The organism is Streptomyces sp. NPDC058371, assembly GCF_042723265.1.
In the GTDB taxonomy this organism is placed as follows: domain Bacteria; phylum Actinomycetota; class Actinomycetes; order Streptomycetales; family Streptomycetaceae; genus Streptomyces.
The window spans coordinates 12,147-24,864 of the sequence record NZ_JBHXJC010000011.1; the positions used below are offsets into that span (position 1 = coordinate 12,147).

The 12,718-nt window shown below is 71.6% G+C and carries 10 protein-coding genes; 6 read left to right on the plus strand and 4 right to left on the minus strand.

Annotation, left to right across the window (positions count from 1 at the left end):
- Positions 1 to 286: 286 nt before the first annotated feature.
- Positions 287 to 475, minus strand: coding sequence for a hypothetical protein (locus tag ACFWM2_RS27640; protein ID WP_383285423.1), 189 nt, complete (start codon positions 473 to 475; stop codon positions 287 to 289).
- A gap of 235 nt (positions 476 to 710) precedes the next feature.
- Between ACFWM2_RS27640 and ACFWM2_RS27645 the strand changes: the two genes are divergently transcribed.
- From ACFWM2_RS27645 to ACFWM2_RS27655, 3 genes are all read left to right on the plus strand, one after another.
- Positions 711 to 1,634, plus strand: a complete 924-nt coding sequence (locus tag ACFWM2_RS27645) for an LLM class F420-dependent oxidoreductase (protein ID WP_383285427.1) — start codon at positions 711 to 713, stop codon at positions 1,632 to 1,634.
- 94 nt (positions 1,635 to 1,728) lie between these two features.
- The gene (locus tag ACFWM2_RS27650; RefSeq protein WP_383285430.1) at positions 1,729 to 3,360 is read left to right on the plus strand and encodes a 3' terminal RNA ribose 2'-O-methyltransferase Hen1; all 1,632 of its coding nucleotides are present in this window, start codon (positions 1,729 to 1,731) and stop codon (positions 3,358 to 3,360) included.
- Positions 3,357 to 5,954 (plus strand): polynucleotide kinase-phosphatase, encoded by a 2,598-nt coding sequence (locus ACFWM2_RS27655; RefSeq protein ID WP_383285433.1) that lies wholly within the window; start codon positions 3,357 to 3,359, stop codon positions 5,952 to 5,954. Before ACFWM2_RS27650 ends, ACFWM2_RS27655 begins: the two co-directional genes overlap by 4 nt.
- 48 nt (positions 5,955 to 6,002) lie before the next feature.
- Here ACFWM2_RS27655 and ACFWM2_RS27660 read toward each other — a convergent pair whose 3' ends face one another.
- On the minus strand, positions 6,003 to 6,902 hold the full coding sequence (locus ACFWM2_RS27660) for a hypothetical protein (protein WP_383285436.1): 900 nt from the start codon (positions 6,900 to 6,902) through the stop codon (positions 6,003 to 6,005).
- Entirely contained in the window at positions 6,899 to 7,972 is a 1,074-nt protein-coding gene (locus tag ACFWM2_RS27665; RefSeq protein WP_383285439.1) for an SPFH domain-containing protein, read from the minus strand. The genes ACFWM2_RS27660 and ACFWM2_RS27665 overlap by 4 nt, the downstream gene beginning before the upstream one ends.
- Positions 7,973 to 8,183: 211 nt before the next feature.
- Between ACFWM2_RS27665 and ACFWM2_RS27670 the strand changes: the two genes are divergently transcribed.
- The 3 genes from ACFWM2_RS27670 to ACFWM2_RS27680 all read left to right on the plus strand — a co-directional run bounded on the left by ACFWM2_RS27670 (position 8,184) and on the right by ACFWM2_RS27680 (position 12,242).
- A complete protein-coding gene (locus ACFWM2_RS27670) occupies positions 8,184 to 9,407 on the plus strand; it encodes an arginine deiminase (RefSeq protein ID WP_383285442.1) in 1,224 nt (407 codons plus the stop codon).
- A gap of 151 nt (positions 9,408 to 9,558) precedes the next feature.
- Positions 9,559 to 10,566, plus strand: coding sequence for an ornithine carbamoyltransferase (argF, locus tag ACFWM2_RS27675; RefSeq protein ID WP_383285445.1), 1,008 nt, complete (start codon positions 9,559 to 9,561; stop codon positions 10,564 to 10,566).
- A gap of 200 nt (positions 10,567 to 10,766) precedes the next feature.
- Positions 10,767 to 12,242 carry an amino acid permease gene (locus tag ACFWM2_RS27680; protein WP_383285448.1) on the plus strand — a complete coding sequence of 492 codons (1,476 nt, stop codon included), beginning with the start codon at positions 10,767 to 10,769 and terminating at the stop codon, positions 12,240 to 12,242.
- On the opposite strand, the gene ACFWM2_RS27685 is transcribed toward ACFWM2_RS27680, so the two are convergent.
- The gene (locus ACFWM2_RS27685; protein ID WP_383285451.1) at positions 12,202 to 12,654 is read right to left on the minus strand and encodes an ATP-binding protein; all 453 of its coding nucleotides are present in this window, start codon (positions 12,652 to 12,654) and stop codon (positions 12,202 to 12,204) included. The two genes, ACFWM2_RS27680 and ACFWM2_RS27685, sit on opposite strands and share 41 nt — an antisense overlap.
- Between the last annotated feature and the right edge of the window lie 64 nt (positions 12,655 to 12,718).

Consider the following 12,718-nt stretch of genomic DNA (forward strand, 5'->3'; position numbering starts at 1 on the left):
CGGAAGGGGCTGTCAGTGGGGCGGAGCCCCAGGTCGGGACGGGGGAAGGGGCGGAGCCCCAGGTCGGGGCGGGAAGGGGCGGAGGGGGCGAGAAGCCCGCCGCAGGCGCGACCCGTTGGCCGGGATACGAGCCGTCGGCCGGGGATGCGACGCGTTGGCCGGGGGTGCGACCCGTCGGCAGGGGATGCGCCCCGCCAGCCGGGACGCGAACCGGGCGCTGGACACGCCCCGTCGGCCGGAGGCGCCCCGTCGGCCACAGGCGCCCGTCGGCCGGAAGGCCGTCGCGTCAGGCGGACTCGGAGTCCTCCGTGGCCACACCCTGGGCCGCCCCGGAAGACTGAAACTGCGCGTCCAACTGGGACAGATCCGCGTTCAACGCCGCCATCAGCTCCTCCATCTGCTGCAACAGCCCCTTCGGCTGCTCAGTACGGGGCTGTTCAGGAACCCCCTGCTGCGGCACGGCTTCCTGGGACATGACGGCCTCCTCGGCCTCGGCCTCGCAAGAGGACCGGCGCGGGTGACGCCCCGGCGACGCCGGCGACGGGTGCCGGGCGGCCCGGCTCCGCCCGAGCCAACGATCACCCCTGAGCCGGGTCACTGGCACGGCCCCGCACCACACCCGGCGTGGACGGATATTCACCCGACCGTGGCAGGCGGCGACCGGCGGGACCGATGGGGTTGACCGGCGTTCGACCGTGCAGGATGGAGGTATGGATCTTCGCATCTTCACCGAGCCCCAGCAGGGCGCCACCTACGACACCCTTCTCACGGTTGCCAAGGCCACCGAAGACCTCGGCTTCGACGCGTTCTTCCGCTCCGATCATTACCTCCGCATGGGCTCGGCCGACGGCCTCCCCGGCCCCACGGACGCGTGGATCACCCTCGCCGGACTCGCCCGTGAGACCCGGCGCATCCGGCTCGGCACGCTGATGACCGCAGGGACCTTCCGGCTGCCCGGCGTGCTCGCCATCCAGGTCGCGCAGGTCGACCAGATGTCGGGTGGCCGGGTCGAACTGGGCCTGGGCGCGGGCTGGTTCGAGGAGGAGCACAAGGCGTACGGCATCCCGTTCCCGAAGGAGAAGTTCGCGCGTCTGGAGGAGCAGCTGGCCATCGTCACGGGCCTGTGGGCGACCGAGGCCGGCGAGACCTTCAGTCACCACGGCACGCATTACGACCTGACCGACTCGCCCGCGCTGCCCAAGCCGGCGCAGGCGAAGATCCCGGTTCTCATTGGCGGCCACGGCGCGACCCGTACGCCGCGGCTCGCGGGCCGGTACGCCGATGAGTTCAACATGCCGTTCGCCTCGATCGAGGACAGCGAGCGCCAGTTCGGCCGGGTCCGCGCCACGGCCGAGGAAGCCGGACGCAAGGGCGACGACCTGGTGTACTCCAACGCGCTGGTGGCCTGCGTCGGCAAGGACGACCACGAGGTGGCCCGCCGTGCCGCGGCGATCGGCCGCGAGGTCGACGAGCTGAAGGCCAACGGCCTGGCCGGCTCGCCCGCCGAGGTCGTCGAGAAGATCGGCCGGTACGCGGAGATCGGCTCCCGGCGCGTCTACCTCCAGATCTTCGACCTCGACGACCTGGACCACCTCGACCTGATCTCGGCCCAGGTCCAGTCGCAGCTGGGGTAGCCGCCTCGGTGGCGCGTCGCAGGTTCGTCCCAGGCCCTCGGGAAGGACGGAAATTCCCTGGTGGGGGCCTGGCGGACCGCACATACTCGGACACGTGTTCCTGACGATCAGTACCACCGGCACCCCAGAGCGCCCCGCGACCGACCTCGGTTTTCTGCTGCACAAACATCCGGACAAAGCGCAGGCGTTCTCCACCTCCTACGGCAAGGCGCACGTCCTCTATCCCGAGGCGTCCGTCGAGCGGTGCACGGCCGCGCTGTTGCTCGAGGTGGATACGGTGGCGCTGGTCCGGCGCGGCAAGGGCAAGGGCCGTGGCGGCGCCCCCGACGCGGCGCTCGCCCAGTACGTCAACGACCGTCCGTATGCGGCGTCGTCGCTGCTCGCCGTGGCGCTGAGCGCCGTGTTCTCCAGCGCGATGAAGGGCCAGTGCAACGCGAAGCCCGACCTGCCGGGTCGGCCGCTGCCCCTGCGGATCGAGGTGCCGGCCCTGCCCGCCCGCGGCGGCGCCGACCTCGTACGCAAGCTGTTCGAGCCGCTCGGGTGGACGGTGAGTGTCGAGGCGGTGGCGCTGGACACCGAGTTCCCCGCGTGGGGCGACTCCCGATACGTACGCCTGGTTCTGGAGGCGGCAGGAAAGCTGACGCTGGCCGAGGCGCTGCGGCACCTCTATGTCCTGCTTCCGGTGCTCGACGACACCAAGCACTACTGGGTGGCCTCCGACGAGGTCGACAAGTTGCTGCGGGCCGGCGAGGGCTGGCTGCCGGATCACCCCGAGCAGACGCTGATCACCAGCCGGTACCTCGCGCGCCGCTGGTCGCTGACGCGTGAGGCGATGGAGCGGCTGGAGCTCGTACGGCTGGCCGAGGCCGACGACAGCGAGGTCGAGGAGATCGACAACGCGGTGGAGGACGTGCCGTACACCGACCTGCCCGAGGAATCCGAGGGCCCCGGCCACGGAAGCGGCTCCGAAGGCACCGTCCGTCCTGCGGACACCGGTCGCGGAGACGCCCCCGAAGGCGCCACTCACAGCACTGACCTTTCCGACGGCGCTGATGCCACCGCCGAACCCGGCAACCCCGGAGAGCCCGAAAGCAAGCCCGTCTCGCTCGCCGTCCGCCGCCGGGACGAGATCCTCGTCGCGCTGCGTGCCGCCGGTGCGGCGCGCGTCCTCGACCTCGGCTGCGGTCAGGGCCAGTTGGTGCAGGCGCTGCTCAAGGACCCCCGGTACACGGAGATCGTCGGGGTCGACGTGTCGATGCGCGCGCTCACCATCGCCTCGCGGCGGCTCAAGCTGGACCGCATGGGCGAGCGGCAGGCCGCGCGCGTCAAGCTCTTCCAGGGTTCGCTCGCGTACACCGACAACCGGCTCAAGGGGTACGACGCGGCCGTGCTGAGCGAGGTCATCGAACACCTCGACCTGCCCCGGCTGCCGGCCCTGGAGTACGCGGTGTTCGGCTCCGCCCGCCCGAAGACCGTGCTCGTGACGACGCCGAACGTCGAGTACAACGTCCGCTGGGAGACGCTCGCGGCCGGGCACTCCCGCCACGGCGACCACCGCTTTGAGTGGACGCGTGAGGAATTCCGTACCTGGTCCCACGAGGTCGCCCGACGGTACGGCTACGACGTGCGGTTCACGCCCGTCGGACCCGACGACCCCGAGGTGGGCCCGCCCACGCAGATGGCCGTGTTCACGCTGACCGCCGCGAAGGAGGAGAAGGCCGCATGACGAACGAGACGCACGCGAAGACCCGCACCCTGCCCGTGACCGACCTCTCCCTCGTGGTCCTGATCGGCGCGTCCGGCTCGGGCAAGTCCACCTTCGCCCGCAGGCACTTCAAGCCGACCGAGATCATCTCCAGCGACTTCTGCCGGGGCCTGGTCGCCGACGACGAGAACGACCAGAGCGCCAGTGGCGACGCCTTCGACGTGCTGCACTACATCGCGGGCAAACGCCTCGCGGCCGGCCGGCGCACCGTCGTCGACGCGACCAGCGTGCAGGAGGAGAGCCGCCGTCAGCTGATCGACCTGGCGAAGCAGTACGACGTCCTGCCCATCGCCATCGTCCTGGACGTGCCGGAGGAGGTGTGCGCCGAGCGCAACGCCTCGCGTACCGACCGCGCCGACATGCCGCGCCGCGTCATTCAGCGCCACACCCGTGAACTCCGCCGTTCGCTGCGGCACTTGGAGCGCGAGGGCTTCCGCAAGGTGCACGTCCTGCGGGGTGTGGCGGAGATCGAGAGCGCCGAGGTCCGCACCGAGAAGCGGTTCAACGACCTGACCCACCTCACCGGCCCCTTCGACATCGTCGGCGACATCCACGGCTGCGCCACGGAACTGGAGTCCCTGCTCGGCAAGCTCGGTTACATCGACGGGGTGCATCCGGAAGGCCGTACGGCCGTCTTCGTCGGCGACCTCGTCGACCGCGGCCCGGACACCCCCGGCGTCCTGCGCCGCGTGATGTCCATGGTCGCGTCCGGCGACGCCCTCTGCGTGCCCGGCAACCACGAGAACAAGCTCGGCCGCCACCTCAAGGGCCGCAAGGTCCAGCACACCCACGGCCTCGCCGAGACCATCGAGCAGCTGGCGGGGGAGAGCGACGAATTCCGGGAGCGGGTGCGGGAGTTCGTCGACGGGCTCGTCAGTCACTACGTCCTCGACAGCGGACGGCTCGTCGTCTGCCACGCCGGGCTGCCGGAGAAGTACCACGGCCGTACGTCGGGGCGGGTGCGCTCGCACGCGCTGTACGGCGACACGACCGGGGAGACCGACGAGTTCGGCCTGCCGGTGCGCTACCCGTGGGCGGAGGACTACCGGGGCCGCGCGGCGGTTGTCTACGGTCACACTCCGGTGCCGCAGGCCACGTGGTTGAACAACACCATCTGCCTGGACACGGGTGCCGTCTTCGGCGGCAAGCTCACCGCGCTGCGCTGGCCGGAGCGCGAACTGGTCGACGTACCGGCCGAACGGGTCTGGTACGAGCCGGCCAGGCCGCTCGCCTCCGAGGCGCCCGGCGGACACGAGGGGCGGCCGCTCGACCTCGCGGACGTGCACGGGCGGCGGGTCGTCGAGACCCGGCACGCGGGCCGGGTGTCCGTCCGTGAGGAGAACGCGGCCGCGGCACTGGAGGTCATGAGCCGTTTCGCCGTGGACCCGCGGCTGCTGCCGTATCTGCCGCCGACCATGGCGCCGACCGCGACCTCGCATCTCGACGGCTATCTGGAGCACCCCGTCGAGGCCTTCGCGCAGTACCGGGAGGACGGGGTCGCGCGGGTCGTGTGCGAGGAGAAGCACATGGGCTCGCGGGCGGTGGCGCTGGTCTGCCGGGACGCGGACGCCGCGCGTGAGCACTTCGGCGTCGGGGAAGGGCCCACCGGCGCGCTGTACACGCGCACCGGCCGTCCCTTCTTCGACGACCCCGCGGTGACCGAGGAGATCCTCGGCCGGCTGCGGGACGCCGCCACCGAGGCGGGACTGTGGAGGGACCTGGCCGCGTCCGCCGGCGCCTCCGCCAGTGCTTCCGACAGCGCCTCCGGCGAGGTCGACTGGCTGCTGCTCGACGCCGAGTTGATGCCGTGGTCGCTGAAGGCGTCCGGGCTGCTGCGCTCGCAGTACGCGGCGGTCGGCGCCGCCTCGGGGGCCGTGTTCCCGGGCGCTCTCGCCGCGCTCGAAGGGGCGGCGGCACGCGGTGTCGACGTCCAGGAATTGCTGGCCAAGCAGCGGGAACGGGCAGCCGACGCGGCCGCGTTCACCGACGCGTACCGCAGGTACTGCTGGACGACGGACGGTCTGGAAGGGGTCCGGCTGGCCCCGTTCCAGATCCTCGCCGTCCAGGGGCGCAGTTTCGCCGCCCTCCCGCACGACGAGCAGCTCGCGCTGATCGACCGGCTCGTGGAGCACGACGGGAGCGGGCTGCTGCAGACGACCCGGCGGTTGTACGTGGACACCGGGGACGCGGAGTCCGTGCAGGCCGGAGTCGACTGGTGGCTGGAGATGACCGGGCGCGGCGGCGAGGGCATGGTCGTCAAGCCGGTCGGCGCGGTGGTGCGGAGCGCCCAGGGACGCCTCGTGCAGCCCGGCATCAAGTGCCGGGGCCGCGAGTACCTGCGGATCATCTACGGCGCCGACTACACGCGGCCGGAGAACCTCGCGCGGCTGCGCGGCCGTTTCCTCAACCACAAGCGGTCGCTGGCCATCCGCGAGTACGCCCTGGGCCTAGAGGCCCTCGACCGGCTGACCGAGGGCGAGCCCCTGTGGCGGGTGCACGAGGCCGTGTTCGGCGTACTGGCCCTGGAGTCGGAGCCGGTGGACCCGCGGCTGTGAGGTGGGGGCCGGGCGGACCGCGGAGGGGGTGAGGGGCTGCCGCGCCCCTCACCCCACCAACCGCAGTCGGACCTCCGCCACCCCCACCCGTACCGTCTGTCCCCACACCAGTTCCACCGCGTCCTTTTCCATCCCGTCGCCGAAGGCGATGAGGCGGTCGGACTCGACGGTGAGCCGGAGGTGGCCGGTGCGGGTGAGGCCGCCGCCGACGAGCGAGGTGCCGGTGGCCGGCGACGGCCAGGCCTCGCGGACGAACCACAGCAGCCGGTCCTCGGTGGGCCCCGGCAGGGGGAACGGCCCGCCCCGCTCCTGCCACACCGACCGGAGCCACCCGCTCGCCCCGGTCCCCGTGCCCACGAGGACCCCGGAGGAGGCTTGGGGCTCGACGACACCCCTGTCGTCGTCGAGCCCCAGCCGGTATCGGGCCGTCTGGTGCCCCGCCGCCCCCAGGTAGATCTCGTTGAGCGCGAGCAGCCGCTGGGTGTCGTCCGCGACCGCCTCGACCATGGTGAGTTCGTCGGCCTGCCCGCCCCGGGCCACCGCGGAGGCGATCAACGCGCCCGCGTCGCCGGCCCGATGGCGTACCAGCACGCCGGGATTGCGGCCCGGGTCGGTGTCGATGCCGACCACGGGCTGTCCGGCCAGGTACTTCGCCACGTTGGCGACCAGACCGTCCTGCCCCACGACGACCACCACGTCCTCGGGGGCGAAGAGGAAACGGTCCAAGTCACCGCGTTCGACCCGGGCCTGACGCCAGGTCAGGGGCACCGCGGAGGCGATGTCGGAGAGCGCCCGCCGGGTCCTGCGGGAGCGCTCCGCGACCTCCTCGATGTCCCGTCCCCGGGAGGACAGGAAGAACGCCGCCTGGCCGTGCGTGCCGTGCCGGGCCACCAACTCCTCGTACTCCGTGGTGCGGTGGACCAGCACGACCCGGGGCGCGAGACTCACGCGGACTCCCTCCCCGAGGGGCAGTCGAGTGTCGATTCGACGGTTCCCGCGCCCAGTTGGGCGAGCAGCCCGGTCAGGACGTCGGGCGAGACCGTGACGCTTCCGATCCGCGGCAGGTTCTCCGCGAGCCGGGTGCCCGTCAGGGCGTTCAACGTGCCCACCGGCACCTCGGCGTGCACCCGCAGCCAGGCGTCCTGGGCCGCGGCCCGCGCCTCGCCGACCTCCCGTGCGGCCTGCGCCTCGGCCCCGGCGAGCCGGACGGTACGGGCCGCCTCGGCGTCGGCGAGCCGGACCGTCCGCGCTGCCTCGGCGCCGGCCCGCACCGCGTCCGCTGCGGCATGCTCCTCCGCCTCGCGGCGCGCGTTCGTACCGCGCTGGTCGACCAACTGCTCCTCGCGCCGGGCGAGTTCGATCTGGCTGGCGAGTTCGTTCTCGGCGATCGCGCGTTCCCGCTCGACGGCCACGGCACGCCGCTCGTACGTCGCCTTGTCCGCGTCCTGCTGGATCTGCTCCCGCGCCGGGGTGCGCAGCGCCCGCTCCACCTCGGGCTCGGGGCGCAGTGCCACCACGCGGGCGGCGACCACCTCGATGCCCGTCGCCGGCAGTCGTGGCTCCGCCGCGAGTCCGCCCGCGATCCGTTCGCGCACCGCCGCGACCCCGTCCACCAGGGCCGCCGCGAGCGACGTCCGGGCCAGCACGTCCAGCGCGTGCTGCTGGGCCGTCTCGGTCAGCAGGGTCCCGAGCTGTTCGAGGGGTGCCCCGCGCCAGACGCCGGTGTCGGGGTCGATGGAGAAGTCGAGACGGCCGGCCGCGAGAGCGGTGTCGCTGATCCGGTAGGTGACGGTCGCCTGCACCGACACGTCCTGGAAGTCGGAGGTGCGGGCGTGGAACGTCATGGCCAGTTCGCGGTCGTCGACCGGGACTTCGGAGAGTGCGGCGCTCAGCGCGCGGTACCAGAAGCTGAGCCCCGGTCCGTCGTGCAGCAGCCGGCCCGACCGGTGGTGCCGTACATGGGCGGTCGGCGCACCGCGCAGATGGCGCCAGCCGAAACGCCTGGTGATGTCGGCCATGGAACAACCCCCTTGCCACTGAGCGGACTCAGCGGCCCCTCGCTCATTGTCGTCAGTGCGACGATAATCGTTCGACCTCGTTATCGTCAAGAGGACGAGATCGGTTGTCGGGGCCGGGGCGGCGATCGACGGGTGCGCGCCGGGCGGATCCGCGCGGGCCGGTCCCGCCGATCAGCGGGTGAACGGGCGTCCCGATGGTCAGGATGGAGACATGGGATTCCATGTCGACTCCGAGGCCGGGCGGCTGCGCCGCGTCATCCTGCACCGGCCGGACCTAGAGCTCAAAAGGCTCACGCCCAGCAACAAGGACGCTCTCCTCTTCGACGACGTGCTGTGGGTGCGCCGGGCGCGCGCGGAGCACGACGGTTTCGCGGACGTCCTGCGCGACCGCGGTGTCGCCGTCCATCTCTTCGGCGACCTGCTCACCGAGGCCCTGGAGATCCCGGCGGCCAGATCGCTCGTCCTTGACCGGGTGTTCGACGAGAAGGAGTACGGACCGCTCGCCACCGACCACCTCCGCGACGCCTTCGAGACCATGTCCGCCCCCGAGCTGGCCGCCGCGCTGGTCGGCGGCATGACCAAGCGGGAGTTCCTGGACGCGCACCTGGAGCCGACGTCCGTGCGCTTCCACGTCATGGACCTCGACGACTTCCTGCTCGGTCCGCTGCCCAACCACCTCTTCACCCGGGACACCTCCGCGTGGATCTACGACGGTGTCTCCATCAACGCCATGCGCTGGCCCGCCCGTCAGCGGGAGACCGTGCACTTCGAGGCGATCTACCGCCACCACCCGCTCTTCCGCGACGAGACCTTCCACCTCTGGTCGGAAGGTCAGGCGGACTACCCGTCCACCATCGAGGGCGGGGACGTGCTGGTCATCGGAAACGGCGCGGTGCTCATCGGCATGAGCGAGCGGACGACCCCCCAGGCCGTCGAGATGCTCGCGCACAAGCTGTTCGAGGCCGGCTCGGCGCGCACGATCGTGGCGCTCGACATGCCCAAGCGGCGGGCCTTCATGCACCTCGACACCGTGATGACGATGGTCGACGGCGACATCTTCACGCAGTACGCGGGGCTCGGCATGCTCCGCTCGTACACCATCGAACCGGGCGTGGGGGACAAGGAGCTGAAGGTCACCGACCATCCGCCGGAGCACATGCACCGCGCGATCGCCGCCGCCCTGGGGCTCAACGAGATCCGCGTGCTGACCGCCACGCAGGACGTGCACGCGGCCGAGCGGGAGCAGTGGGACGACGGCTGCAACGTCCTCGCGGTCGAGCCGGGTGTCGTCGTCGCGTACGAGCGGAACTCGACCACCAACACCCATCTGCGCAAGCAGGGCATCGAGGTCATAGAGATCCCGGGCAGTGAGCTGGGCCGGGGGAGGGGCGGGCCCCGATGTATGAGCTGCCCCGTCCAGCGGGACGCCGTGTAGGAGGCACCGCGCGGGCGGACCCCGTGCGGAGCGGGGCGCCCGGTGCGGTCGTACGGTCGTACAGGGCCGGCAGAGGTCTTCGTATAGAAATGTTGAGCGTCGTATAGAATTCCAAGGGTCCCCCCGTCTTTCGTCACCCTGGAGCGCCCTCATGGCGACAGTCCCGACCGCCCTCGCCGGCCGCCACTTCCTCAAGGAGCTGGACTTCACCGCCGAGGAGTTCCGCGGTCTGATCGAGCTGGCCGCGGAGCTGAAGGCGGCCAAGAAGGCGGGGTCCGAGACGCAGTACCTGCGGGGGCGGAACATCGCGCTGATCTTCGAGAAGACCTCGACGCGGACCCGCTGCGCGTTCGAGGTCGCCGCCGCGGACCAGGGCGCGTCGACCACGTATCTCGACCCGTCCGGTTCGCAGATAGGCCACAAGGAGTCCGTGAAGGACACCGCGCGCGTACTCGGGCGGATGTTCGACGCGATCGAGTACCGGGGCGACAGCCAGGCCGGCGTCGAGGAACTCGCCGCATTCGCCGGGGTGCCCGTCTACAACGGGCTGACCGACGACTGGCACCCCACCCAGATGCTCGCCGACGTGCTCACGATGACCGAGCACAGCGACAAGCCGCTCGGTTCGATCGGCCTCGCCTACCTCGGCGACGCCCGCTTCAACATGGGCAACTCGTATCTGATCACCGGCGCGCTGCTCGGGATGGACGTCAGGATCGTCGCCCCGAAGGCGTACTGGCCGGCCGACGACATCGTCGCCCGGGCCCGTGAGCTGGCCGAGCGCAGCGGGGGCCGGGTCACGCTCACCGAGGAGGTCGCCGACGGCGTCCGCGGCGCCGACTTCGTCGCGACCGACGTCTGGGTCTCGATGGGCGAGCCCAAGGAGGTCTGGGACGAGCGCATCGGCGCGCTGTCCCCGTACGCCGTGACGATGGACGTGCTGCGGGCCACCGGCAACCCGGACGTCAGGTTCCTGCACTGTCTGCCGGCCTTCCACGACCTGGGCTCGAAGGTCGGGCGGGAGATCCACGAGAGCCACGGCCTGGAGTCGCTCGAGGTCACCGACGAGGTCTTCGAGTCGACGTACTCGGTCGTCTTCGACGAGGCCGAGAACCGGCTGCACACCATCAAGGCCGTCCTGGTCGCGACGCTGGCCTGACCGGCCCTCTCGTGGGACGGGGGCATCCCCGCCCCGAGCTGCGGTCACGCCCCCCGCCCGTTCTCCCGTACGATCCTCGGCGGGCCCGGAACCACCCCTTCCGCGGCCCGTCACGCGACCCTCCCCAGCGCTCGGCTCCGCCCGGGCGGGAGGACACCCTCTCGTCGCGCCCCGCACCACCGGAAATGAGCACCACCCGCATGCCCGCTCCACGGAGTCCTCGACTCAAGTCCTCCGAGCTCCTGATCGCCGAATCCGGCGCGGACCTCGAAGGCCATGGCCTCAAGCGCACCATGGGCCTGTTCCAGCTCGTCTGCTTCGGCGTCGGCGCGATCGTCGGCACCGGCATCTTCGTCGGCCTCTCCGACTCGGTCGCCCAGGCCGGCCCCGCCGTCGTGGTCTCCTTCGCCCTCGCCGCGATCACCTGTGTCTTCACCGCGTTCTCCTTCGCCGAGCTCGGCGGCGCGATCCCGGTCTCCGGATCCTCGTACTCCTTCGCCTACGCGGGCCTCGGCGAGGGCACGGCCTTCCTCGTCGGCTGGTGTCTGCTCCTGGAGTACGGCGTCTCCGTGTCGGCCGTCGCGGTCGGCTGGAGCCAGTACGTGAACGAGCTGCTCGGCAGCCTCATCGGCGTGCACCTGCCCGCCGCACTCTCCTCGGGACCGGCCGACGGCGGCGTGGTCAACCTCCCCGCGATCGTCGTGATCGCACTGGCCGCGCTCCTCCTGATGCGCGGAGTGCGCGAGAGCGCCCGGGCGACCGCCGCCATGGCCGTCCTGAAGCTGGCCGTGCTCGTGCTCTTCTGCGTCATCGGGTACAGCGCTTTCGAGGACGGCAACCTCACGCCGTTCTCCCCGGCCGGGCTCGGCGGCATCGGGGCCGGCACCACGGCCGCGTTCTTCTCGTACATCGGGTTCGACGCGATCACCACGGCCGGCGAGGAGGCCAAGAACCCGCGCCGCAACATCCCGATCGCGATCCTGATCTGCATCGGTGTGGTCACCCTGCTGTACTGCGCCGTGGCCGTCGCCGCGATCGGTGCCATCGGCGCGGGAGAGGTCGGCGGCCGGCCCGCCGCGCTGTCCTATGTCGTCAACGAGGTCACCGGCTCCGCCGTCGGCGGCGGGATCGTCGCGTTCGGCGCGGTCGTCGCCATCGCCTCGGTCGTCCTCGCGGTGATGTACGGGCAGACCCGCGTCCTCATGTCGATGGCTCGGGACGGGCTCGTCCCGCGCGTCTTCGAGCGGGTCTCGCCGAAGAGCTCGACACCCGTCACGGGCACGCTCATCGTTGCGGTGGTCTTCGCGGTCCCGGCGGCCTTCGCGCCGCTCGACGCGGTCGTCGATCTGACCACCATCGGGACCCTGGCCACCATGGCCGCGGTCAATGTCGCGGTGATCGCGCTGCGGCGCCGGGAACCGGCCCTCGCGCGTACCTTCCGGGTGCCGCTCTACCCCGTCGTACCGGTGCTCGGCGTCGGCTTCTGTCTCTACCTGATGTACGAGACGGGCTGGACGACCTGGATCCAGTTCGGGGCGTTCCTGCTGGCCGGATTCGTGCTCTACGTGGTCTACGGGCGCCGTCATTCGCGGCTCGCGGCGACGGCGGCACCGGATGCGGAAGCCGCTGCGGAACCTACACGTACCGGCGCTGAGGCGGCACGGCAGGCAGTCTGAACCAGACCGCCTTGCCGGACTCGGTGGGGCGGTGGCCGCAGGACGAGCTGAGGGTGCGGATGAGCAGCAGGCCGCGTCCGTGCTCCTGCCAGGGGTCGGGCGGGCCGAACAGGTGCGGGACGGTGAGGTCGCCGGGCGGCGCGGGGTCGGGGTCGTGGACCTCGACCTGACAGCCCGACGGCAGCAGCTCCACCACCAGCTCTATCGGGCCGGTCCCCGCGGTGTGCTCCACGGCGTTCGCGACCAGCTCCGCCGTCAGCAGTTCGGCCGTGTCGCTGTCGGCCGCGTGCTTCAGCTCGGCCAGCGCCGTACGGACCAGCGCGCGAGCGACGGGCACGGCCGCAGCGGTGTGCGGCAGCGCGATGCGCCAGGAGGCGGGAGCGGGGGGCTCGTGCAACGTGGGTCCGTTCATCAGCAGGCTGTCCTGCTTTCAACATAGGAATGGTACGGCGTTCCGGAACAGAGGCGCTCGGCGG